The 23,551-nt window shown below is 36.4% G+C and carries 20 protein-coding genes and 1 tRNA gene; 8 read left to right on the top strand and 13 right to left on the bottom strand.

The annotated features are described in order from the left end of the window. Positions 1-14: 14 nt before the first annotated feature. The 10 genes from ACFIKY_RS00670 to ACFIKY_RS00625 all read right to left on the bottom strand — a co-directional run bounded on the left by ACFIKY_RS00670 (position 15) and on the right by ACFIKY_RS00625 (position 10,430). Positions 15-1,397, bottom strand: a complete 1,383-nt coding sequence (locus ACFIKY_RS00670) for an ATP-binding protein (RefSeq protein ID WP_375635733.1) — start codon at positions 1,395-1,397, stop codon at positions 15-17. Continuing rightward, positions 1,394-2,080 (bottom strand): response regulator transcription factor, encoded by a 687-nt coding sequence (locus ACFIKY_RS00665; RefSeq protein WP_012754868.1) that lies wholly within the window; start codon positions 2,078-2,080, stop codon positions 1,394-1,396. The genes ACFIKY_RS00670 and ACFIKY_RS00665 overlap by 4 nt, the downstream gene beginning before the upstream one ends. Before the next feature lie 72 nt (positions 2,081-2,152). Then, positions 2,153-3,664, bottom strand: coding sequence for a Do family serine endopeptidase (locus tag ACFIKY_RS00660; RefSeq protein ID WP_375635734.1), 1,512 nt, complete (start codon positions 3,662-3,664; stop codon positions 2,153-2,155). 170 nt (positions 3,665-3,834) lie between these two features. Beyond that, positions 3,835-4,302, bottom strand: coding sequence for a cytochrome c-type biogenesis protein CcmH (locus tag ACFIKY_RS00655; protein ID WP_375635735.1), 468 nt, complete (start codon positions 4,300-4,302; stop codon positions 3,835-3,837). A gap of 1 nt (position 4,303) precedes the next feature. Continuing rightward, positions 4,304-6,283 (bottom strand): heme lyase CcmF/NrfE family subunit, encoded by a 1,980-nt coding sequence (locus ACFIKY_RS00650; RefSeq protein WP_375647059.1) that lies wholly within the window; start codon positions 6,281-6,283, stop codon positions 4,304-4,306. A gap of 7 nt (positions 6,284-6,290) precedes the next feature. Further along, positions 6,291-6,770: a cytochrome c maturation protein CcmE gene (gene ccmE / locus ACFIKY_RS00645; protein ID WP_375635737.1), complete on the bottom strand. Its 480-nt coding sequence runs from the start codon at positions 6,768-6,770 to the stop codon at positions 6,291-6,293. Between the two features lie 298 nt (positions 6,771-7,068). Further along, complete coding sequence (locus ACFIKY_RS00640) at positions 7,069-7,842, bottom strand: tetratricopeptide repeat protein (RefSeq protein ID WP_375635738.1); 774 nt, start codon at positions 7,840-7,842, stop codon at positions 7,069-7,071. Positions 7,843-8,088: 246 nt separating this feature from the next. Beyond that, positions 8,089-9,507, bottom strand: a complete 1,419-nt coding sequence (locus tag ACFIKY_RS00635; RefSeq protein WP_375661283.1) for an ATP-binding protein — start codon at positions 9,505-9,507, stop codon at positions 8,089-8,091. Continuing rightward, complete coding sequence (locus ACFIKY_RS00630; protein WP_012754861.1) at positions 9,507-10,172, bottom strand: response regulator transcription factor; 666 nt, start codon at positions 10,170-10,172, stop codon at positions 9,507-9,509. Before ACFIKY_RS00630 ends, ACFIKY_RS00635 begins: the two co-directional genes overlap by 1 nt. Before the next feature lie 21 nt (positions 10,173-10,193). Next, positions 10,194-10,430: a hypothetical protein gene (locus ACFIKY_RS00625; protein ID WP_375628179.1), complete on the bottom strand. Its 237-nt coding sequence runs from the start codon at positions 10,428-10,430 to the stop codon at positions 10,194-10,196. A 348-nt stretch (positions 10,431-10,778) separates the two neighbouring features. Between ACFIKY_RS00625 and ACFIKY_RS00620 the strand changes: the two genes are divergently transcribed. From ACFIKY_RS00620 to ACFIKY_RS00605, 4 genes are all read left to right on the top strand, one after another. After that, positions 10,779-12,929, top strand: coding sequence for a transglycosylase domain-containing protein (locus tag ACFIKY_RS00620; RefSeq protein ID WP_375661282.1), 2,151 nt, complete (start codon positions 10,779-10,781; stop codon positions 12,927-12,929). 17 nt (positions 12,930-12,946) lie between these two features. Continuing rightward, the gene (locus tag ACFIKY_RS00615; RefSeq protein ID WP_375661308.1) at positions 12,947-13,543 is read left to right on the top strand and encodes a DUF1214 domain-containing protein; all 597 of its coding nucleotides are present in this window, start codon (positions 12,947-12,949) and stop codon (positions 13,541-13,543) included. Beyond that, a complete protein-coding gene (locus ACFIKY_RS00610) occupies positions 13,536-14,075 on the top strand; it encodes a hypothetical protein (RefSeq protein WP_375661281.1) in 540 nt (179 codons plus the stop codon). The genes ACFIKY_RS00615 and ACFIKY_RS00610 overlap by 8 nt, the downstream gene beginning before the upstream one ends. Before the next feature lie 529 nt (positions 14,076-14,604). Further along, positions 14,605-15,390 (top strand): DUF1499 domain-containing protein, encoded by a 786-nt coding sequence (locus ACFIKY_RS00605; RefSeq protein ID WP_375661280.1) that lies wholly within the window; start codon positions 14,605-14,607, stop codon positions 15,388-15,390. Positions 15,391-17,275: 1,885 nt separating this feature from the next. On the opposite strand, the gene ACFIKY_RS00600 is transcribed toward ACFIKY_RS00605, so the two are convergent. Beyond that, positions 17,276-17,521 carry a DUF6861 domain-containing protein gene (locus tag ACFIKY_RS00600; protein ID WP_375661279.1) on the bottom strand — a complete coding sequence of 82 codons (246 nt, stop codon included), beginning with the start codon at positions 17,519-17,521 and terminating at the stop codon, positions 17,276-17,278. A gap of 277 nt (positions 17,522-17,798) precedes the next feature. Here ACFIKY_RS00600 and ACFIKY_RS00595 point away from each other — a divergent pair, with 277 nt between their 5' ends. Next, positions 17,799-18,233 (top strand): ABC transporter transmembrane domain-containing protein, encoded by a 435-nt coding sequence (locus ACFIKY_RS00595; RefSeq protein WP_375661278.1) that lies wholly within the window; start codon positions 17,799-17,801, stop codon positions 18,231-18,233. A gap of 683 nt (positions 18,234-18,916) precedes the next feature. Here ACFIKY_RS00595 and ACFIKY_RS00590 read toward each other — a convergent pair. Then, positions 18,917-19,177, bottom strand: coding sequence for a hypothetical protein (locus ACFIKY_RS00590; protein WP_375661277.1), 261 nt, complete (start codon positions 19,175-19,177; stop codon positions 18,917-18,919). A gap of 255 nt (positions 19,178-19,432) precedes the next feature. Here ACFIKY_RS00590 and ACFIKY_RS00585 point away from each other — a divergent pair, with 255 nt between their 5' ends. Genes ACFIKY_RS00585 through ACFIKY_RS00575 form a run of 3 tightly spaced genes read left to right on the top strand, consistent with a single transcriptional unit; the run spans position 19,433 to position 22,879 of the window. Then, positions 19,433-21,100: a peptidase domain-containing ABC transporter gene (locus ACFIKY_RS00585; protein WP_375661276.1), complete on the top strand. Its 1,668-nt coding sequence runs from the start codon at positions 19,433-19,435 to the stop codon at positions 21,098-21,100. Then, on the top strand, positions 21,090-22,415 hold the full coding sequence (locus ACFIKY_RS00580) for an HlyD family type I secretion periplasmic adaptor subunit (protein ID WP_375661275.1): 1,326 nt from the start codon (positions 21,090-21,092) through the stop codon (positions 22,413-22,415). The genes ACFIKY_RS00585 and ACFIKY_RS00580 overlap by 11 nt, the downstream gene beginning before the upstream one ends. Further along, positions 22,415-22,879, top strand: a complete 465-nt coding sequence (locus ACFIKY_RS00575) for a toxin-activating lysine-acyltransferase (RefSeq protein ID WP_375635748.1) — start codon at positions 22,415-22,417, stop codon at positions 22,877-22,879. The genes ACFIKY_RS00580 and ACFIKY_RS00575 overlap by 1 nt, the downstream gene beginning before the upstream one ends. 233 nt (positions 22,880-23,112) lie before the next feature. Here ACFIKY_RS00575 and ACFIKY_RS00570 read toward each other — a convergent pair. Continuing rightward, a tRNA-Gln gene (locus ACFIKY_RS00570) sits at positions 23,113-23,187 on the bottom strand. Between the last annotated feature and the right edge of the window lie 364 nt (positions 23,188-23,551).

Genomic DNA, 23,551 nt, shown 5'->3' with positions numbered 1-23,551 from the left:
GAAGAAAAATGTCTTTAAGGAAATAACAAAACAGCCCTAAGCCCTGGATTTGCATTTTCAAGTAACAATTCACCCCCGTGAAGCTTCATAACTGCTTTTGCTATACTTAAACCAATCCCAAACCCAGGTTGTGTACGGCTTTCTTCAAGACGAACAAATCGTTCTGTCACTTTTTCAAGTTTATCCTCTGCTATTCCTGGTCCATTATCACTCACAACAACTAACAAATGTTCATCACGATATTCCATTGATAAGCAAACCTCCGCTTTCCTTTTACCTTTAGAAGCATATTTAATGGCATTATCTATAAGGTTAAAAATTGATTGTGCAACAAGCTCACGATTCAACTTAAGCTCTTTATCAAATATATTCCCCAACCGAAGTAAAACACCTGACTCTTCAGCAAAAGGTTCGTAAATCTCAACAGCATCTTCAAGGATCAGTTTCATATTCATCATTTCAAGATGCTCAATTGCACTGCTGGCCTCAATACGTGAAATCATTAAAATCGCATTGAACGTACAAATAAGTTGATCTGATTCTGCAATAACCCTATCAAGGACCTGACGATATTCAAGCTTTGTCTTATTTCCTGAAAGCGCTTCTTCAGCGCGATTTCTAAGACGCGTTAACGGCGTTTTCAGATCATGAGCAATATTATCTGATACTTGACGTAAACCAATATTTAACTCTTCAATGCGGTCTAACATAACATTAAGATTAGTTGACAATCGATCAAACTCATCCCCTACTCCAGAAACAGGTAAACGCCCACTGAAATCACCATCCATCAGGCGCTGTGATGCAGCCGTTACATGATCAATCCTTTGTAAGGCTCTCCTTCCAACAAAAAACCATATGAGTAAAGCGCCTCCAACCATCGCAGCAAGTGCAATGATCACAGCTTTACGAATAACCACTGCAAAACGTTCTGGCTCATCCAAATCGCGTCCTATAAGAATCTTCATAGCATTAGGTAAATCAACAATAACCGCCAAAGCGCGATGTTCACTTGTTTTGCCATGTTCTCCAAAACGAGAATACAAAAAAGAGGTAGAAATAAAACCACTCTGATTCAAAAGACCTAATTCAATACGTGCTACATTTCCTGCTAAAATACGCCCCATAGAATCCGTGACAAGATAAAGAAATGCTCCTGGTTGTCTTGAACGATAATCAATAGTGCGCATTAATAAGGATAATCCCCCATAATTATAAGCATTTTCAATATACTTTAATTCTTCATGTAAAGCCTGTTCAGTTTGCTCTGTTAACAATGAAGCAGAAAATGCCGTCATATAAATAGAAAGCCCTGTTGCCACCAAGCCAAACAATAAAATATAAAGTGCTGAAAGCCTTAGCGCCGTCGTGCGCATTATATTAATCAAACGATTCATGCTTTGTTATCTGGTGCTTTCAGCATATATCCAGCTCCACGCACGGTATGGAGAAGGGGAACATCAAAATCTTTTTCAATTTTGGCTCTCAAACGGGAGATATGGACATCAATGACATTCGTTTGTGGATCAAAATGGTAATCCCAAACATTTTCCAAAAGCATAGTGCGTGTAACAACCTGCCCCGCATAGCGCATCAAATATTCAAGTAAACGAAACTCTCGTGGTTGCAATAGGATGTTTCTATCACCCCGTTTTACCGTATGTGCTAGCCGATCAAGTTCAAGATTACCTACACAATAAACAGTTTCTGCTTCTTTAGGATTTTTCCGCCGTTGTAAAACTTCAACACGCGCAAGAAGTTCAGAAAAAGCATAAGGCTTTGTCAAATAATCATCTCCCCCTGCACGCAACCCCGTTACACGATCATTAACTTGCCCTAAAGCCGAAAGGATAAGAACCGGTGTTTCATTGCCTTTAGCGCGCAATTCAGCAATAATAGAAAGGCCATCACGATGCAAAAGCATTCGGTCAACAACCATAACGTCATAATTTTCCGTGGTCGCTAAAGCGTATCCCGTATCCCCATCATAAGCAACATCAACAGAATGCCCTACTTCCAAAAAAGCCTTTTCGAGATAATGCCCCGTCTCATGATCATCTTCAATAACGAGTATCTTCATAAAACGTATCTCCATTATTTTATTATGTTGTAGGACAAACATTTAATAAACATTTGTCCTACAACTAAAGCCTTATTTTTTCAAAATTGGAAGAGCAACAAAACGATTTTGATCATTTGTTCGCACTTGTAAGAGTATAGCCTTTCGTCCTAACTGCTGAGCATTTTTGATTGTGCTAACAATATCAGAGACTTTTTTAACCGGTTTATTATTTACTGTCACAATGATATCTCCAGGGCGTATCCCTTTATCTGCAGCATCTGAATCGGTATCGACATCCGTTACCACAACCCCTACACCATCATCAGAAGGTATAACAATCAGACCATAATCTTCCAATGTTTCATCTAAATCACCCCGTTCATTTGAATGTTTTGAAGCCTCTTTCTTACTTTCATCTTCAGACATTGAAGCGAGTTTAACCTTGATACTTTCCTCCTTACCTGATCTCCAAATCCCTATGGTTACCGTTTCTCCTGGTTTAATATTTGCAATACGTTTCGCCAGATCACGCGCATCAGCAACCTTTTCATTATTCACGGAAATAATTACATCACCCGCTTTAATACCAGCCTTTTCTGCCGGCCCTTTTAACGGATCAGTGACCAAAGCACCTTTGGCTTCTTTCAAACCTATTGAATCGGAAATCTCCTTTGTTACCGGCTGAATCTGAACACCTAACCAACCACGTTGAACTGAACCTTTTTCAATAAGTTGTTGTACAACCTGTTTTACAGTCGCTGCCGGAATAGCAAAAGCAATCCCAACATTTCCTCCAGAAGGAGAAAAAATTGCTGTATTAACCCCAACAACCTTTCCATTAAGATCAAATGTTGGGCCACCAGAGTTTCCTCTATTAACAGCAGCATCAATCTGAATAAAATCATCATACACACCAGTGCCAATATCACGTCCACGTGCAGAAACAATACCTGCTGTCACAGTTCCACCAAGACCAAATGGATTCCCAATGGCAACAACCCAATCCCCAACACGAAGCTTTGAATCATCACCAAAATCAACATAGGAAAATTTTCTTTTATCACTTACTTTTAATACGGCAAGGTCGGTTTTGGGGTCTTTCCCAATAAGCTTTGCGTTCAATTCTGTACCATCATCAAGAACAACAGTATAACTTGTTCCGTCAGAAATCACATGATCATTGGTTACAATGTAACCATCAGACGAAATAAAAAAACCCGATCCAAAAGCAATAGGACGGAGTCTCCGTGATTGGTGGGGAAATTTATTTTTAGGTTTATCAAAATCATAAAACTCTTTAAAAAATCTTTTCAAAGGATGTTGGTCTGGTAATTGATCAAATCCTGGACCACTAAAAAAGTTGCTAAAGAACCTATCTTCTTTCTTTTTATTGCTCTTTACTTGTACTGCTACAACTGCTGGTTTCACTTGAGCAACAATATCGGCAAATCCCTGTTGTTGCATTAACGAAGTAAATACAGAACTTGCATGAGCCTTTGTCATCAACAAGCTTGATGTACATCCACTAAAAAACAGTGCACTTTCCAATATCGCAGAAAAACTCACTGCGACAAACGTTTTAAAGAAAGCCTTTTTAATCATTTACTCTATGCTCCTATTCAATTATACCTTTATTCCAATTGCGATCACTTATAAAATACTAGACCTTACCGTTTTCTGTCTAAATTATTAAAGTTTTGTAAGGTTTCAGTATCCCCTAATATAATTATAATAAGATTGTATGCTCATTGCAGATGAGCCGATTTTTTCTTTTATGTAACATCTTTTTTAATGCAATGGCATTTTTGACTGTCTTTTTCATTCAGATAACTCATTATTTTCTCATGATTATTCCGTTTTAAGTGGAAAAATATGATATTTGTGCCAATGATGATGATGATCAAAGGCGAAAACCATAAAAACCAAGTTATTTTATTCAATGGTGGTTTCAAGAGAATAAATTCACCATATCGTTCAACAAGAAAGTCAGTGACTTGCTGGTTACTATAGCCCATTTTTAGCCTTTCCCGAATTAAAAGCCGTAAATCACGTGCTAGAGCAGCATCTGAATCATCAATTGATTGATTTTGACAAACCGGACAACGTAAATGTGATGAAATATGGCGTGCTCGCGCTTCAAGAACCTTATCCTTTAAAATCTCATCCGGCTCTACTGCTATTGCTAATCGAAAAGGAAACGTTGCAATTAAAAAAAATAAAATCCAAAGATTTTTTTTCATCTCAATGTCTTTTCCAAAAATTTAAAGCAAGCAGTACCCTATTGTACATGCCAATGCGAAACCAATACCCCAGAAGAGAAAGACATCCGCCTACAGCCATCATGAATGCCCCTAACCAAATACATATTACATAAGGCTTCCACCATATGTGTACAACAAGACCCCGATTATCGGTATGCCCTGGTACAATATATAGCTGCGATAAGCCATGATTTTGAAGACCAACTTCTGTTGTTGATGTATTTTGGCTTGAATAAAATCGCTTTGAGGCTGTTACATGACCCACAATGTTTTTATTTTCATATATTTTAAAATAAAACTCCATTGCCGAATAATTCGAACCAACACCTTCATACACTGCATCAAAATGAAGCGTTTTATCCGCTATCGTCACCCTATCCCCTACGTTCATGATTAAAATACGTTCTTGCCCAAAACTTGCCACACAAACAATACCAAATAATGTAACACCTAATCCCATATGTGCTATTGCTGCACCAAAAGTAGACCATGGCAATCCAAGAAATCTCTTAACGCGTATTGAAAAAGCTCTCTTGCCATATCCACTCTTTCCCCATAGATCCGCTAAACTGCCTAGAAAAACAAACGCTGAAAGCCCAATCCCTAAAACTGCAAAGATATCACGCAAAGATGTCGCATAAAATATTATAAAACAGACGATAGCAGCCAATACAAAAACAAACCATAACCGTTCAAAAACTGCAAGAAAATCACCGCGTTTCCATGCCATCATTGTTCCAAACGGAACAAACAACAACAGCAAAATCATTAGCGGTCCACAGGTAAGGTTAAAAAAAGCAGCCCCTACAGAAATTTTTTGTCCTGTTAATATCTCAATAAAATAAGGATAAAGCGTACCAATCAATACTGTTGCTGTTATTGTTGTAAGTAACAAGTTATTTAAAACAATAAACCCTTCACGTGAAATTGGTTGAAAAAATCTTTCTGTTTTTAAAATAGGGGTGCGCAAAGCAAAAAGAAGAAAAGCCGCTCCCGTAAAAAAAAATAAAAGCGCAAGAATTGCTTGCCCCCGTGCTGGATCAACAGCAAAACTATGAACAGAAACTAAAAGCCCCGAACGCACAAGAAAAGTTCCCATCAGAGAAAGAGAAAAAGTAAGCAGCGCTAAAAACAAAGTCCAACTTTTCAATATTTCTCGTTTTTCGAGAACAAGAGCAGAATGTAAAAGAGCCGTTCCTGAAAGCCAAGGCATAAACGAAACATTTTCAACAGGATCCCAAAACCAATAGCCCCCCCATCCTAGCTCATAATAAGCCCAATAGGAGCCAACCATAATACCCAATGTTAAAAAACACCAAGAAAGTAAAAGCCACGGACGAATCCCACGCGCCCAAACTCTATCAACATGTCCCATAATCAATGCCGCAACGGCAAAAGAAAAACAGAGTGAAAAACCAACATAACCTAAATAAAGTAGCGGTGGATGAATTGCTAATGCGATATCTTGTAAAAGAGGATTGAGACCATTTCCCTGCAATGCTGGTGGATTCACACGTAAAAATGGATTGGATACAAAAAGAATAAATAAAAGAAAAGCACTTGTAATCCAACTTTGGCAAATTAAAACAAGCGTCTTAAAATCTTCTGGCAAATGTTGGCTAAAAAAGGCCATCAATGCACTAAAAAAAGCAAGACTTAAAACCCATAACAACATAGAGCCTTCGTGGTTGCTCCAAACACCGGTAATTTTATAGAGCATCGGTTTTTCTGAATGAGAATTCTCAACAACGTTCAAAACAGAAAAATCAGATACAACATAAGCATAAATTATCACTAAAAAAGATAAAAGCAGTAATGTAAAAGTGATATATGTTAGAGGAACAGCTGTTTGCATTAACAAACGCTCTCTCCACCAAAAACCTAAAGCAGGTAAGAACGCCCCTAATAAGCTTACTGAAAATGCTGCAGCTAAAAAAATATGACCCAGTTCGACAAGCACACTCGAATTATTTCTCCATAATGTAATGTTTTTTTAAACGATCAGCTGTTTCTTTAGGCATATAAGTTTCATCATGTTTTGCTAAAATACGCGTCCCTACAAAAAAACCCTGTTTATCGAAATGCCCTTCTACAATCACCCCCTGACCTTCACGAAAAAGATCCGGTAAGGCACCGTTGAAAACCACTTTTTCATGTTTTTTGTTATCCGTTACAAAAAAAATAACGCCTCTCTCTCCAACATATTGAACAGTCTCCTTTTCAACAAAGCCACCCAAACGCAAAGGGCGCCCCGTTAAAATATCTTCTCTTGTAATTTCAGAGGGCATTCTAAAAAAACTGACCGCATGACGCATTGCATACACTATAAGACTTGCTGCAACTGTCATAACCAAACAACATAATAATATGATCAGCAAGCGCTTTTTTTTTCGCTGCTCTAAAATAACCTTCAACGAAGAAGAATTCTTTAAAGATTGACTTTTCATAGACACTCTACGAAAAAAATTAAATATGTTATAATAAGTATCGATATTTTATTTTTTAAGAGCTTTGCACATCTTCTACATAGGTGCAACTTTTTATCCAATACCTCACCTTTGCTAACAAGCTTATCAATATCTTTCTTCCTTTTTTAGTTTTACAACCAATTTTTATTTAACCTATAACCACTTATATCATGCTCTTTACATTCTTCATTTCTGTTCTTCAATCTTCTTCACAAACACCTACTTCTAAGAGATTACTTCTCTTGTCTTTCTAAACAGCATTTCTCTTTATATTTCATCATCTCAATTGGCGATGATTGCTTTTCTTTGTATGCTCACTCGATAAATCATGTAACTGAATCATCATTTTTTTAACACGTGATTGTCCTGAAAAATTTTCAGGCATTGTATCAAGAAAGCTTTGTAAAAATTGCACTGCCTGCGCAGTTTTTCCTGCTTGATGCAATGCATCGGCCAACAATAAACGTGGATAAAAATCTGTTGGCGCTAAATCTGCTGCTTTTTGAAAAGCATTTTGTGCTTCTTGTGTTATCACTCCCCCTTCATAACCAACCAATGCTAAACCATATCCTACAAGCCTTGGAGCTGTTTCTCCATTCAAACGAAGTGCGTCTAAATAAGTATTCACAGCCTCTTGAAAAAGGCTTTCTTCGAGATACCCTACCGCTAACGCATCTGCTAGCTTGCCATCATGAGGTGCACGGAAAAAAAGCACTTGTAAACGAATAAGCTTTTCTTGCTTACTAAGAGTTTTAGGATCCTTATCCATTAATTCGCTAAAAAAATAACTTTTCACTTCTGGACTGCCTGTCAGCCCATAAATATTCCATGTCATAAGAAGAACAAATAAAATACTTAAAGCCTTAAGAATATTTCTTTTTTTATAATGCATATAAAGCTTGTTAAACTCAATCGTATGCTTATGACTTCTATAACCATCCACGGTTTGAACTTTCCATTCTTTCTTTATCTCATCGTCAAAACGTAGTGAACGAAAAAGAATACTTGCCAGAAAAGTCAGAAAAAATGCTGCAAAAATTAATAAGAGCATATCACTTTTTTCCAATACGAACAGAGAATGTCTCGCTTACATTTTACCCTCTTCATGAGAAGAGTGATGTGAATTGATAAAAATTCATTTTTTCATGGAAAATATTATAAAATCTATTGTCCATTTTTCTTATATATATCAACTAAACAAAGAAACTAAAAACAATGTTTCCCTACTCTTTATGTATTATCTGAAAATACTGCTTTACAAACTTTATAGACATTTCTTGCTTAAGGAGAAAATATGTTATTCTCCCATCTTAGGTAATAAAACTTTTGCATACAACCCACCCAAATCAGAACGTGATAAAAAGAGCTTGCCACCATATTCACTGACCATATCTGAAACAATTGCTAGCCCTAAGCCTGCCCCTAGTTTACTTTCATTAAACCGCCGCCCTCTTTTTAATGCTTCCTCCATTTTGTCTTCTGTTAAACCAGGGCCATCATCTTCTACAAAGATACTAAAATATTCTGTTTCTTCAACATTTTCTTCTAAACAACAAGAGATCAAAACCTTTGCTCGAGACCACTGAGTAGCATTTTCAATCAAATTCCCTATAATTTCTTCTAAATCTTCCTTCTCTCCAGAAAAAACAATATCATCAACATCCATAATAAATTGAATTTGTTTTTCAGGATTAAGCTTTTTCATAACCCGCACCAAACGTTCAAGCACACTGCGAACAGACGTATGATAGACAATACTATCGCATTGTGCTGCAATCCGCGCACGCTGAAGATAATGATTGATTTGAGCTTGCATTATTTGCGTTTGCTCTCTCAACAAACAAGCCTTTTCTCCGCGCATCTTATCTGTCTCATTCATAATCACGGATAGAGGCGTTTTCAATGAATGCGCAAGATTACCAACCTGTGTGCGAAATCGCTCAATAATACGCTGATTATTATTAATGAGAGCATTCATCTCTTGTACAAGCGGCATCACTTCGCTTACTAAATCCGTATTCACATAGTGAACTCTTCCTTCGCGAATATCATTCAATGCGCGTCGAATAAGCTTCAACGGTTGAAAACTAAAGAAAATAATAGCAATATTAATAAGGACACTCCCGATACCAAAACTCCAAAGAAAAATTTGCAAAGTTCGCTTAAATTCCTTTACTTGGGCATGAGCTTCATCGATGTTCCCAACAAGCCGAAAACGTGCAATATGATTTTTATTATCAAGAACAACATCACTCTCAATCACTTGTAGCTTTTGACCATTGTTCCCCTTTATCCGATAAGAGCGAAAGAACTTATTGTCAAAAGGTATATCAACATCACTTGGTGTAAATATCTCGCCTGTTCCCAATGAGGGGGATGTCAATCTTCCTTTTAAATTATGGGATATCGCAACAACTTCCCAATACCATCCTGTTGTTGGATCAGAATAACGAATATCATCAATCCCAGCCCCTCCTCTCAAAGTACCTTCCGATGACACCGTCACTGTTGCAATAAGACTGTAGAGTTGAGCAGAAAGAATACGCTCTAGGCTTTGTTCAGTTGAACGTTTATAAAATAAAATACTTACTGCAGAAATCGATAAAAGAGAAATAACAACCCATAATGTTGATAAGACCATAACACGTAAACTGAGAGATCGAGTAATTACAAAAAAGAACCTCCTACACCAATTATTCTTTTCGAAAGTATTCATTAATCACCTAGCGTTCTCACGCGATACCCCATTCCTCGAATAGTTTCAATCAAATCCACTCCAAGCTTTTTCCGTAACCGACCTACAAAGACTTCCACCGTATTCGAGTCCTTATCAAAATCCTGATCATAAAGATGTTCAGTAAGCTCTGTTCTTGAAATGACCCTGTCACAATGATGCATGAGATACGAAAGCAGTCTGAATTCATAAGATGTTAGTTTAATCAACTGACCATCCACAAAAACACGAGACGTCTTCGTATCCAACAAAACATTTCCGCAACATAATGCACTTGTCGCATGTCCCGTAGCGCGACGAATTAATGCTCGTAAACGTGCCATCACTTCCTCCAAATGAAATGGCTTCACAACATAATCGTCAGCCCCCGCATCAATACCGTGCACCTTATCAGACCAACGGTCTCGCGCCGTTAGCATTAAAACAGGCATGGAGTGCCCTTCTTGACGCCATTTTTCAACAACACGAATACCATCAATATACGGTAAACCTATATCAAGTATCACCGCGTCGTAAGACTCTGTGCTCCCTAAAAAATAAGCCTCTTCACCATCGAAAGCACTATCGGAAACATATCCTGCACGTCTTACAGCTTCTGCTAATTGATGGTGAAGATTCCGATCATCTTCAACGATTAAGATACGCATCACAACACCATCTGCCAAAGACTAATCAGCAGGAACAAAAAACTCAACACGACGTAACTTTTCCCCATTACGGGCTGGTACAACAATCACAATTGCACACATGCCCTTTCCATCCTGAACAACTGGGTTTGAACGGACGAGAACCCCGCTCTCTTGCGCAGCAACCTTCTTACCTACTTCAGCACACCCAGAAGCTAGAACAGAATCTGCTCCTAAAAAAGCTGCTATTATTACGAACAAGAATTTTTTTTTCATCATAAATATTTCACTAACCCACCTCTTCTCTTCCTTGATAAAGGATAAAAGAAATAATGGCTTTTTTGGGTCGATTTAAAAATCACAAATGGAAATAATTTATCCTCTATCTTACAGAAGAATGCATTAACATTACTTTAAATTTTTAAAAAATCAAAATAAAATATTTTTAATAATGAGAATAAAATTTATTAGATAAAATAATAAAATCTTAATACACTATCTTACGAAAAATGAATAATTCTAAAATAAACTCTTTCTCTGTTAGCACTATAGCAAAAAAATACTTCTACTCCATATAATTATTGTAGATTTGTTTGGTTGTATTTCTTTGCCATAGGCTCTCTTTAAATGTTTGATTTTTTTAAAAAAAAGAAAAGGCAACACCGTAAGCCATTTCACAGTCCTGCTCTCATTGAATTAGACGCACGATTAGATACAGCGCTTTATCACATTCGTTCTGCTAACAGTTTTTTCTGGAAAAAGGCAAAAATCATCTCACAAAATTTTCATCTTCAAGGATGGAAACGTTTTATCGTTGAAGTTCTAGATGAAATACTGACATTAGGGTTGATGGGCTTTACTCTTTTCACTATTTTGGGCATTTCTGTTTTTGAACTGACCAAAACAGATTGGTCTTCTCCTAAAAACTTTTCCATTCTTTTTCTAGATCGCTATGGAAATTCCATTGGGCACCGTGGTGCACTGCCGGCGATCTCTGTCCCCGTTGAAGAAATGCCTGACACTGTCATTAAAGCGGTTCTTGCTACAGAAGACCGTCGTTTTTTCGATCATTGGGGTATTGATTTTCAAGGACTTACACGGGCAATTTCACAAAATATGCAAGCTAAAGGTGTGGTGCAAGGTGGTTCAACTCTCACACAACAATTGGCTAAAAATTTATTCTTAACAAACGAGAGAACCATAACACGTAAAATCAAAGAAGCTTATCTTGCTCTTTGGCTAGAAGCAAATTTTAGCAAAAAACAGATTTTGCAACTTTATCTTGACCGCGCCTATATGGGAGGAAACAATTTTGGTATTGCAGCAGCTGCAAAATTTTATTTTGGAAAAAACATACGTCATGTATCTTTAAGTGAATCTGCTATGTTAGCAGGACTCTTTAAAGCTCCAACAAAATATGCTCCTCATAGTCATCTCTTTGCAGCTCAAACACGTGCCAATGTAGTCCTTTCTAATCTTGTTAATAGTGGCTTTATGACGAAGAGCCAGATTATCAATGCGCATCGCCACCCTGCTAGGGCACTTCCCCAAATAGAAAATAATCAGGCTGATTATTTTCTTGATTGGGCATTCGAGGAAGTCAAAAAAATGCGTAATCAACTTCCAAGCCATAGTTTAATTATTCAAACGACCCTTGATCCGAATATTCAAAAAGCAGCAGAAGAATCAATTGCATATCATTTACATCAATATGGTCAACAATATCGCGTAACACAAGCTGCCACTGTTATACTCGATAATAACGGTGCCGTATGCGCAATTGTTGGAGGACTAGATTATAAAAAGAGCCAATTTAACAGAGCGACACAAGGCGGACGGCAAACTGGTTCTTCATTCAAACCTTATGTTTACGCAACCGCACTGGAACACGGACTTTCTCCCTCAACAATCGTTTTAGATGCTCCTATTAATTGGGGAGGTTGGACACCAAAAAATAATTCTGGTCGTTATTTGGGGAAAATTGATTTAGCAACAGCTTTAGCTTTTTCCATTAATACAGTCCCTGTGTATCTCACCTATCAATATCTTCACCGCGATACCAAACCCATTATAGATCTCATCAAGAATATGGGGATTAACGCGCATATTTTATCACACAAAACGATGGTTCTTGGCACTTCCAACATGACCCCCATGGATCAAGCAACTGGCTTTAATGTCTTTGCGAATGGCGGGATAGCTGGTAATCGGCATGGGTTCATGCAAATCAGAACAATCGATGGGCATGTGATATGGGATTTCGAGCATAACGGAAATAAGTTACACCGAGTTCTCAGCAGACAATCAGCTGCCTATATGAACCAAATGATGGTGGGTGTCACAACACGAGGGTCTGGTAAGCGTGCTGCTCTGCCCATGACTCTTGTCGCTGGGAAAACTGGAACATCACAATCCTATCGTGATGCTTGGTTTGTTGGCTTTACAGGCAATTATACTGGAGCGGTATGGATGGGAAATGATAACTTTTCACCGATGAATCGTGCTTTTGGAGGTGGCGTTCCTGCCATGATATGGCAACGCATCATGCTTGCTGCACACCAAAATATCATGCTCAAACAGCTCTATGGTGTTAAAGATTCTCTTCTTCCTTATCATTCCCCAATACTTTCCTCCCATGTAGATTCTGAATTTTTTCCCCAAACACCCTCTACGCTTTCTCCTGAAACATTGAATATTGTGCGATTGATTAACAAAGATCTGAAAAAACCATCTGCAATTTCTTTGAAGATGAAAACAACTGGAGATTCAACATTTTGAATTCAAAATATTCTATGATGTTTTTTAATATCACCATTTTCTTTTTTATCTTCGCTTTTTCTATTTTATGTGGAAAATTGAGTGTCGATTATGTACTCAATTCCTTTCATCATTTTGGACTCTTTAGAATTGGAAAATGGAGTGCTTATCCACAAATGGGAACCGCCAATATGGATCCCTATACCCGCGCCCGCACCGCTAAACAAGGCATTGTTTCACTCGGACGTACTGAAGGTATTCAATTCCAGATTTGGCAAGATAACCAAGGGCGTCCACTCCACTCTCGCTGTCATTATTTTCTCAAAGGAACCATCCCTGAAACCCGTCTTTTTACCCTTTATACAGCTGACAAATCCCTAAAGCCCTATACTTCATCCAAAGAAATACCTTTTGAACTCCATACGAACGCTGTTACTTATGAGCATGATGGCTCATTGCACATCAATATTTCACCTACACCGCAAGCCGGCAATTGGCTTGCAACAGTTAGTCAAAAAGAATTCGGGCTTATTCTTACCTTATACGATACCTCAATCATCTCTGCAACGGCATTACAAAAGCTTACAATGCCCTCAATAGAACAAATTCCATCAGGACAAATAAATTGTGACTAGATTCATTTATATCGCACTTCTTGCAATCATTGGCGCTATTATCGTTCATATTTGCGTTCTCTTTCTGATCCCCTATTGGGCACAAAATAATATATGGACAGCACTTAAAAAATCCGGAGCCCCTTATCAATTTGTTGCTTTTACTCCCGATAATCCTATTCAACAATCTGCTGATCCACTCTTTCTTCTTAAAGTCTGCAGATTTAATCTTGAAAATGGGCCTGTTCATTTAAAAGCTTTGAAAACACGACAATTTTGGTCACTCGCAGCTTACACACACAACGGAATTATTTTCTATAGCCTTAATGACCGAACAGCCCCTGATAATACACTCGATCTTATTATTGGAAAACCAATACAAATAATAGAACTCAAAAAATCAAAACCTAAAAAAAATGCCAATTCAGTTTTGGTTGCTAAAAATTTGAATGAAGGTTTTGTCATTTTACGTATTTTTGCCCCTTCTTCACTTGCAAAAAAGGAAAGTGAATTTTTCCTTTCATCTGCAACCTGCCGCATATTTTATGAATAAAAACGGACTAACCTCTCATTTGTACAACATCTTACTTTCTATACAAAATAAATGAAGCCTATCAAAATGATTGTCTTTTTCCTCTATTAATCGAATATTCGAATTCAGGTTTGTCTGATTGTAGATCCCTAAATTTTTTATTGAGATAGAATGAAATCTCTATTGCACATCATCATATCCTATTTGATACGCATTATCTGACAGAAAAAACTCCCCGTAATCAGAAGAGAAAAATCAAAATTCTAAATAAATATGCTGCTAACAACCGTAAAACTTGTTATTTGAGTTTATTTCTTTTTATTTACAAACATTCCCATAAAGTTCGCATCAATGACATGATAAACTATAGAAGAAATACTGATTACCTTCAATGAAGTGCCAAAATAATCGCTGGAAACTTATAAGACATTACGCATCCTTGACCTCAAAAATAAGTGCTTTATTTTTGTTTTATGAGCATAAGCTTTTTATAGGATATACACTCTGAAAAAACTTGGCTTATAGTTTACAATTGAGGGGAAAAAACTTCATGAAGAAGAGATATGTTCGGTTCGTTTCAAGAGCAGCAGTATGGTCCCCTCGATTTGGTGGATTGGCGTTCTTTATTTTATTATTTTCAGTCATTTTACAACGTTTTTCCGTCATTAACGTAACCGACTTCATAATTTTGATAGGTATCTCTACTGGCTGTGTGATTATTTCTCTTTTTCTTGCTGTAAAAGCACTTTACAGCTTATGGGTCTATGGAGCCCTAGGGGGAATGAAAGCTTTAAAAGGGATCATTTATTCACTCATAACTGCTACACCATTGATGTTATTTTTTGGACTTTGGTTTACCTTACCGGCTCTTTACGATATTTCTACCGACACACAAAGCCCGCCAGCTTTTTTTCGCACAATACGTCCCAGCGATGCTTTACCGCTTAAAAGCGTTTTGACCAAACAAGCAGCTGTACAGATGTCCTCATGGCCGGAAATGTCAGGACGTCGTTATGATGGTTCACCTGAGCGTATTCGCGAATCCGTTCTCAATGTTTTAGCAGCTTATGATTGGCCTGTTGTAGCACAACGAGAGTTTCAAGGTGAAGAAGATGCACTTTATATTGAAACAATGGCAAAAACTTTTTACCTTGGCTTTATTTCGGACATTGTCATTCGTTTAACTGATGAAGGGGATACAACTTTTGTTGATATGCGTTCTGCTTCGCGTTATTTGCCAAGAGATTTAGGAACGAATGCTGCTTTTATTATCGATTTTATGGATGCACTTGATACAGAAATCGCTTCTCTCCCTCTTTCTCAAGATGATGAATAGAGGCTAGAAGTATAGTAAATTACATTTAGTAAATCAGCTTATTTAAAAAATAAATCTTGAGACGTGTGGAAACACATAAATCGATTATCGCCTCTCAACGGCTATAAGCATACTGACAAGTTCTTTGACCACCCCAAGGCAACTTATAGCCTCTTTTTAGCCATTACACGTAGATAAAACATCTGAATTCAAATTCTAGAATTAAATACCATACTTGATTTTACGCATATTTTTTATGCTCAGAAATCTTATCATAAGGGTAGGCAAGAAGACTTTCCCTAATAAGGAAATTAAGCATTTCGTACAGGCTTATTTTTCCAATGAGGGTAGAAAATCATATCTCCATCAAGATAGAGAAATCTATTTATCTAATCTGATGTAAACTCACATAGTTACAGAAAAAATCAAAAATAAAAACACACTTATTATCGATGATACGATTTTACAGATTTTTTAAAATCTGCAAGCATTAAATCTTCAAAAAAAACATTATAATACACACAAATTCACCGATAATTGTCACAATCAATGATAATTGAAATTATGCAAACAAAATATATAATAATAAAATACTAATATCTAATATATTTAAACGCAACATAAATAAAACAAAACGTCAAAAATAACAAAAAGAACCACCCAAATGTCTTAATCGCTTCCTTTATACTATTTTTCCAACTGTCACCACTGTATCTATAAATTAATGAAAATGAAAATATAAAAACAAATATTGAAAATAAAATATCAAAAACATTATCAATTAATAGTAAAATAACATTATTACCAATATACATAATAAAAATCCGAAATAAAATTTTTATTATAACATAAAAATTATGATTATATTAAATAAATCCTATTTTAATAAATATTTAAAATATCTATCACAATCGATATATTATATATAATAACATTTTTAATTAAAATAAATTAAGTATAATTTTATATATAAACAATTGTTAAAACTCCATATATAAACATTGCCAATAAGGGGCCAGTAAAATTATTCATAACAAAAATATCCCTGAAATCAGTTTAGCCATAGCTTTAAAGTATGTTTGCAATATTACTGATCTCAGAAATATCTTGCCAGCTATTTTCTAAATAAATTAAACAGTATTCTTTCGCTTTATCGATGACAGCATTCATCTATCTTATCGATCAAGGCATTACCACCTTTTTCTGCTACACTTAGGAGCGTTCAACGGCAACGCCTTTTGGTCTTAATTAGACCCGTGAATCCCCCTACTAATGCGCCTTTAAGACCATTTGCGACCACCTCTAAGCATAACGACCCACATCACAACTATCAGAGTGAAATCAATATGCACTTAGCAAATGGGGAGTTGTTTGCGCGTATTCGAGAAGCTGATCTGTTATAAAGTTATAGATTTTATTAAATAACAAATATAGAGATATAATATAAAATATATAATAATTACAATTGATCCTATTTTTATAAACTGCTTCCAAGTGGGAAATTTAACTCTATAAAATAATATAATTAAAAAAACAAATACACTTGTTGCAAGCATTGCATTCTTTATGCTGAAAACAATATCTAACATAATAAAACATAATTAAATATTTAAACTATACACAGTAATATAAAAAATATTATAAAGAATGAAGCTATACTTAACAATGATTTTTTCATTATATGTTTATTACTATAACCTTTATATTTATAGTAGAAAAAAATAATTCTACAATAATATCTATCATAAGAAAACCAAATTTTAATATATATTATAAATAATAATATGCTTATTTTTTAGAAATAACCTGTAGACATATAATTTAGGATATTTATACGTCTACAACATTATTTATTTTTATTATATCTTGTTGACATTCTCTACAAGTGAGAAAAACATTTCAGTGCTCATTTATGAGAGCCAAAACATTCTTTGTACTTACTGTGAGCACCATACGCAGAACCTAAAACTTTTCCTGCTTTGTAGCCAGCGCTAGCACCCGGCACCACACCCACCCCTTCACCAGCAAAAAATCCTATAGTTCCTCCTATAGCTCCTCCTATAAACTTATCCCTTTTTATCGTAATGCATAATATCACTAGGACTACATTTATGAGATGAGCTTGATGAATGTGAACTGCTGTGTGAATCATGTGATGAGCTTGAACTACCCATTTTTAGTCTCCTTATATTATTAAAAATAACTGCATCATAATGATGATGCGACAGTTTCATTATTGTGCTGTTAAAAAAATGTAAAATATAATTTGTAAAAATAATAATAAAATACTGTATAAACAATAAATACATTATGTTAATATCTCATTCGCACAAAATGTATACTTTTTATTTAGTAATAATACTATTTACAATACTGTTTAAATATGCGACATCAGCCGCTCTTTCTCTTAAACAAAATCATAAATTCAAATGAGTCACTCACAAGAAAAGCTAGTATCGTTCTCTTGGTTTACAAGAACAACAAAGAAATATATTTATTATGTCATCGAACTCAGTTGCGTTGCTGTTGTTTTGCGTTTGCTGGGCTTGGTGAATCCTTTTATTTTTCAAGCGATTATCGACCGTATTCTCCCTTTTCAGCGCATTGAAAGTCTCTATGCTATCGTTGTCTTGATGGTTGCTATCATGCTGTTTAGCACAGCTCTTAGCGCTCTTTCAGGTTACTTAGGTGCCTATTTAGCCAATCGGCTTACATTAGAATTTGGATGGCGCGTTTACACCCATGTGTTAAGCCTCTCCTTGCCTGTTTTACGCACTTGGCAAGTGGGGGAACTGTTCACGCGAATCGGAGAGGTTGATACAATTCGTGGTTTTTTAACAGGAAATTCTATGTCAAAAAAATAAATAAAATCACTGTTTATAATAATAAATTTATTTTCTAAATATAATTAGTGTATATTAAAAATATTATACACTTATAAAGTGTATGTATAATAAGCTTACAAACCAATATATTTAATTATATAATTAACAATATTTATCATTATAAATACTAAAATTCCTAATAACAGTGATTCTTTTGCAGCTTGTTTCCAACTATAACTGTTAAATCTATAGAACAACATACATACCAAAATACCCATAATTAGTGGAATAAATAATTTTATAAATAATATACATAACAAAAAAACCATATAATATATAATAATATTTTAATTTAAAATAATTTATCTATTTTACGAATGATTTTATATATATAGAGATATAGATAGAAATTGATAATGCTATAAACAATAAACTTAACTCAACTAAATCTGATTTTATATTTTTTTTCCAACTTCTGAATCTAAGTATATAAGAGAAAATTTTAAAAAAACCAATAATACTTATTAAAAATAACGCAGTTTTAAAAATTTCTAAATTATCCATAATAAAAAAGTCCAAAAATATAGATATCTCTGATGTTTGCTTAGATACAGTTGCAGACATTTAATTTCTGTTCTCTTATTAAATATATTTACAACAATATTAGTTTCAGAGATATCTTTCTTTAATACGATCTACAAATTAAAATCAGTACACCAGCCTTACTTTTTTGTGTGGCACTCAACAGTCTTATCTATCCAACCAATATTAAACCCAGTTACCATTCCATGTCCGCCCTCTTTGAGAGCATTTTTAAACCTATTTTTTAATCCACCAGAACCTGTCATGAACCCAGTAGCTGCATCTGCAACACCTCCTGTGATAGCACTTGTAACTCCACTAACAACATAATCCAAAGGACTACATGCCTTAGATGAATGTGAACTACTGTGTGAATCATGTGACGAGCTTGAACTACCCATTTTTAGTCTCCTTATATTATTAAAAATAACTGCATCATAATGATGATGCGACAGTTTCATTATTGTGCTGTTAAAAAAATGTAAAATATAATTTGTAAAAATAATAATAAAATACTGTATAAACAATAAATACATTATGTTAATATCTCATTCGCACAAAATGTATACTTTTTATTTAGTAATAATACTATTTACAATACTGTTTAAATATGCGACATCAGCCGCTCTTTCTCTTAAACAAAATCATAAATTCAAATGAGTCACTCACAAGAAAAGCTAGTATCGTTCTCTTGGTTTACAAGAACAACAAAGAAATATATTTATTATGTCATCGAACTCAGTTGCGTTGCTGTTGTTTTGCGTTTGCTGGGCTTGGTGAATCCTTTTATTTTTCAAGCGATTATCGACCGTATTCTCCCTTTTCAGCGCATTGAAAGTCTCTATGCTATCGTTGTCTTGATGGTTGCTATCATGCTGTTTAGCACAGCTCTTAGCGCTCTTTCAGGTTACTTAGGTGCCTATTTAGCCAATCGGCTTACATTAGAATTTGGATGGCGCGTTTACACCCATGTGTTAAGCCTCTCCTTGCCTGTTTTACGCACTTGGCAAGTGGGGGAACTGTTCACGCGAATCGGAGAGGTTGATACAATTCGTGGTTTTTTAACAGGAACCATTGCCACAACCGTACTGAATGTTCTCTTTGCCATTATTTATCTTGCAGCACTCTTTTCCATTAGTCCAAAACTTACCTTTATTGTCCTTATTATTTTACCTTTACAAATGGGCTCTTTAGCGTTGGTCGGTCCCTTCTTGCGCCGTCAATTACGCCGTGCTTTCACTCTGCAAGCTGCCCATCAATCGCGCCTCATTGAAAGTTTTACCAATCTTGAAGCCATAAAAGCGCATGTAAAGGAGCCAGCCCATACAATACGCATGCAAGAAACTTTAGCCCGCAGTTTAGATCAAAGCCTTACGACCAGTAAATTGCATCTTCTCAATGGAGCCATGAGTCATATTTTTGGTGATCTTTTCACTATTTTTATTATCTTTTTTGGTGCTCAGGCAGTTCTTCAAAACCAAATTACGCTAGGGCAACTTATTGCCTTTCATCTCCTCGCTGGAAATGTTTCTGGTCCTATCCTAAGCCTTGCATCCCTATGGGAAGAATGGCAGCATTTGAAAATCTCTCGTCTTCGTTTGGGCGATATTCTTAACTCCCCTTCAGAATGGGAAGAAGAAAAGCCGCCTCTTCAACTCAGCGCTCCTCCTCATCTTGAAGCCAACGATCTCTGTTTTTCTTATGGAGATAAGTCCATTATCAATCATCTTGATGTCTGTTTACAACCTGGGCAACCAATTATGTTACTTGGTCCTTCAGGGTGCGGAAAAACAACCTTGGCGAAGCTTCTTTGTGGACTCTACCCCCCAACAAGCGGAAAGATATTGATTAACGCCCAACCTTTACAGAATTTTGATGTCCGTAGCGTGCGTGAAACAATCGCGTATTTTCCCCAAAATCCTTGCCTTTTTTCCGGAACCATTCTTGAGAATATGCTTCTTGCTAAACCAGATGCCACTAAAGATGAAATCGATGCTGCACTATATGTTAGTGCTTGCCATGATTTGATTGCTCAGTTGCCTCTAGGACTCAATACTCAAGTAGGAGAGCAAGGTGGTTTTTTATCAGGTGGTCAGCGCCAACGCTTGGCTTTAGCTTGTTTCTTTCTGATAAACCCAAGCCTTCTTATTTTGGATGAACCTACTTCCGCATTGGATGATACTGTCAGTGCGCAAATTGTTGAGCATTTATATAAACTTTCGCAAGATCGTATTGTTCTCGTTATTACCCACAAACGTGATCTCTTTCCTCAGCATGCAACCATCTTAAACTTTACTGATTTGGAGGCAAAAAATGGCAGATAAAGCTCCCTATTTGCGCCCTTTGTCACCAACGCTTCATATGGTTGTTGCTGTTTTAATTGCTTTATTTCTCTTTATTGTGATCGGCAGCTTTATCGCAAAAACAGAGATTGTTGCACGGGGGCAAGGAAGTGTTATTCCCACCGCTTACGTTCAGCTGGTCCAAGCGCAAAATACAGGACGCATTGAGAAAATCCTTGTAAAAGAAGGGCAATTTGTTCATCAAGGTGATCTCCTTATTCAATTAGATCCCCGTGAAGCCCTCAATGAGTGCGCACGTGTTCAAGCAGATATCGCACAACAAACCCTTCAAGCACAAATCGCAACAGCTATTTTAACAGCTTTGCATGAAAGTGATCCTTTGGATAAAGATTTTGTAGCCAAAGGGCTTGCCTATCTGCCAGCTCCTCCTTCTGGCAACACGACTGCAAGAATAGAAGGGGAAAAACTCATTAGCGCTACCCTTCAATCTCTCCAAGATAAATTAAGAGCGCTAAAAGCACAGGCGGACCGCGTCGAGCGCAGCGGTGCAACACAACATGCGCAATTAGATAGGTTGGAAGATGATCGTCAATTAAGCCAAGGAAAATTAAAAGCTGCAAAAAGCCTGATGGAAACAAAAGTCATTAGCCAAGCCGTTTATTTAGAGCGTTTACATGACTTTAAAAATGTCGAGCATGAAATTTTAACCAATCAAAGACGTTTGGAAGAAAATGCCGCCGAAATAAACACCCTCCTCCAACAACGGAAAAGTCTCATTTCCGATGAAATTGCCCGCTATCGGCAACTTTCGCGTGAAACAGAACTGAATCTTCAAGGATTAAAAGCAAAGCTTGATAGCACTCAATACCGTCTTGACCACTTATCACTTTATGCACCTGTTGATGGACGTATCGATGATTTAAGTATCCATACTTTGGGCGGCTTTGTAGAGGCTGGTAAAACGCTCATGCGTATTGTCCCCGGTGCGGGTGGTCTCATTATTGAAGCATTTTTTGATAATCGAGATATTGGTTTTTTAGAAAAGGGCCAACGTGCTTACATCAAGTTTTCTGCCTTTCCGCCTGAACGTTTCGGTGTTATCCACGGTACAGTCGTTAATGTAGGTGCTACAGCACGCTATGATAAAGAAATTAATGGTGTCTATGCTGTTTTAATCAAAATTGACCAAGATCACATCACTTTGAATAACAAACATCTTAAATTTATCCCTGGCATGACTGTGACAACGGATGTCATTACCTCAAAACGGCGGCTCATTTCTTATTTCTTTGAACCTATCACCAAAATTTTAGAACAATCTCTAAAGGAAAGATAATGTCTGTAAATGAAAATTCATCACCTTCACTCATAGATCCTCTTACAGCGTTAGGAGCTATGGTTGTTTTAATGCTTACATCTCCCTTATACCGCCGCTGGCGAATCTGGGATATAGACCGAAATTTAGGACCAGCTTTACAAACTGGGCAATATAAACTCTATAAAAATGAACGTGGAGAATTTTGCGCCTTTATCACTTGGGCTTTTTTAGATGAAAAAAATCATCAATCTATGCTTGAAAAGGGAGAGCTTTTGTCCGATGCGGATTGGCAAGGCGGAGAATATATGTGGTTTATTGATTGTGTGGCACCCTATGGACATGCTGCTGGTATGGTACGTGACATGCAGCGGCATGTGTTTCCTAATCAGCATTATTGCTACGCTGTTCGGCGTAATGAAGATGGTGGAATACGGAAAATCACCCGCTGGTGTTGCTATAGAGCACAAAATCCAGTCAAATAGTTTTTCTAAAGCAAGTGCGCATAAATCATTTATCCCTCGTCTTATAGAAAAGAATCTTTTAAAAGAGCTCTTTGAGCGATAGCTATAGTAAAAGAAAACCTTACCATATTTAGAGCTAACCTGCTACAAATGGGTATTTTTCAGCTTACCATACTTGCTATGAATAGCAACAGATGGTTAAGGGGGTAATCCACTCTCTCAAGCTGAAATTTGATAACTAATTTCACCAGAATTGGCTGGGGTACCTGGATTCGAACCAGGGAATGCCGGTACCAAAAACCGGTGCCTTACCGCTTGGCTATACCCCAAAAAAACACGCTTTATAGCGACTCTTGCACCTTATAGCGATTCCTGTGATTGGACGCAATATCTGAAAATCAAAGACCTTACTTTTTTATCATAAAGTGCCTGATTTATCATAAAGTGCCTGAGTCTTGTATGGCATTGCATCAATACAAATTCGTAGCAGAAATTGATATACTGTTGTACTTTTAACACAAATAGAAAACATTTATCCACCAATAATTATTTTGCTCTTTGTATTGATTTTTTAGGAACAGAAAATGAAAATCTTGTAGTTTACTCATGTATCTAATAAATTAGCATATGATTTACTTTTCTTGATATATTCCAATCTCATCTTGCTTCATTAAGATAAAAGCTGTCACCATA

This window comes from Bartonella sp. CR127HXZ (assembly GCF_042194555.1).
Taxonomy (GTDB): domain Bacteria; phylum Pseudomonadota; class Alphaproteobacteria; order Rhizobiales; family Rhizobiaceae; genus Bartonella; species Bartonella grahamii.
Note: the sequence above shows the minus strand (reverse complement) of the source record. Positions and strands in the feature narration are given on the sequence as shown.

Coding starts and splice junctions, on each gene's coding strand:
- ACFIKY_RS00620 (WP_375661282.1), top strand. CDS start 10,779: ATGTTTGATTTTTTTAAAAAAAAGAAAAGGCAACACCGTAAGCCATTT.
- ACFIKY_RS00670 (WP_375635733.1), bottom strand. CDS start 1,397: ATGAATCGTTTGATTAATATAATGCGCACGACGGCGCTAAGGCTTTCA.
- ACFIKY_RS00630 (WP_012754861.1), bottom strand. CDS start 10,172: ATGCGTATCTTAATCGTTGAAGATGATCGGAATCTTCACCATCAATTA.
- ccmE (WP_375635737.1), bottom strand. CDS start 6,770: ATGAAAAGTCAATCTTTAAAGAATTCTTCTTCGTTGAAGGTTATTTTA.
- ACFIKY_RS00575 (WP_375635748.1), top strand. CDS start 22,415: ATGTCTGTAAATGAAAATTCATCACCTTCACTCATAGATCCTCTTACA.
- ACFIKY_RS00595 (WP_375661278.1), top strand. CDS start 17,799: ATGAGTCACTCACAAGAAAAGCTAGTATCGTTCTCTTGGTTTACAAGA.
- ACFIKY_RS00615 (WP_375661308.1), top strand. CDS start 12,947: ATGTTTTTTAATATCACCATTTTCTTTTTTATCTTCGCTTTTTCTATT.
- ACFIKY_RS00660 (WP_375635734.1), bottom strand. CDS start 3,664: ATGATTAAAAAGGCTTTCTTTAAAACGTTTGTCGCAGTGAGTTTTTCT.
- ACFIKY_RS00580 (WP_375661275.1), top strand. CDS start 21,090: ATGGCAGATAAAGCTCCCTATTTGCGCCCTTTGTCACCAACGCTTCAT.
- ACFIKY_RS00590 (WP_375661277.1), bottom strand. CDS start 19,177: ATGGGTAGTTCAAGCTCGTCACATGATTCACACAGTAGTTCACATTCA.
- ACFIKY_RS00665 (WP_012754868.1), bottom strand. CDS start 2,080: ATGAAGATACTCGTTATTGAAGATGATCATGAGACGGGGCATTATCTC.
- ACFIKY_RS00585 (WP_375661276.1), top strand. CDS start 19,433: ATGAGTCACTCACAAGAAAAGCTAGTATCGTTCTCTTGGTTTACAAGA.
- ACFIKY_RS00605 (WP_375661280.1), top strand. CDS start 14,605: ATGAAGAAGAGATATGTTCGGTTCGTTTCAAGAGCAGCAGTATGGTCC.
- ACFIKY_RS00625 (WP_375628179.1), bottom strand. CDS start 10,430: ATGATGAAAAAAAAATTCTTGTTCGTAATAATAGCAGCTTTTTTAGGA.
- ACFIKY_RS00600 (WP_375661279.1), bottom strand. CDS start 17,521: ATGATTCACACAGCAGTTCACATTCATCAAGCTCATCTCATAAATGTA.
- ACFIKY_RS00655 (WP_375635735.1), bottom strand. CDS start 4,302: ATGAAAAAAAATCTTTGGATTTTATTTTTTTTAATTGCAACGTTTCCT.
- ACFIKY_RS00635 (WP_375661283.1), bottom strand. CDS start 9,507: ATGAATACTTTCGAAAAGAATAATTGGTGTAGGAGGTTCTTTTTTGTA.
- ACFIKY_RS00640 (WP_375635738.1), bottom strand. CDS start 7,842: ATGCTCTTATTAATTTTTGCAGCATTTTTTCTGACTTTTCTGGCAAGT.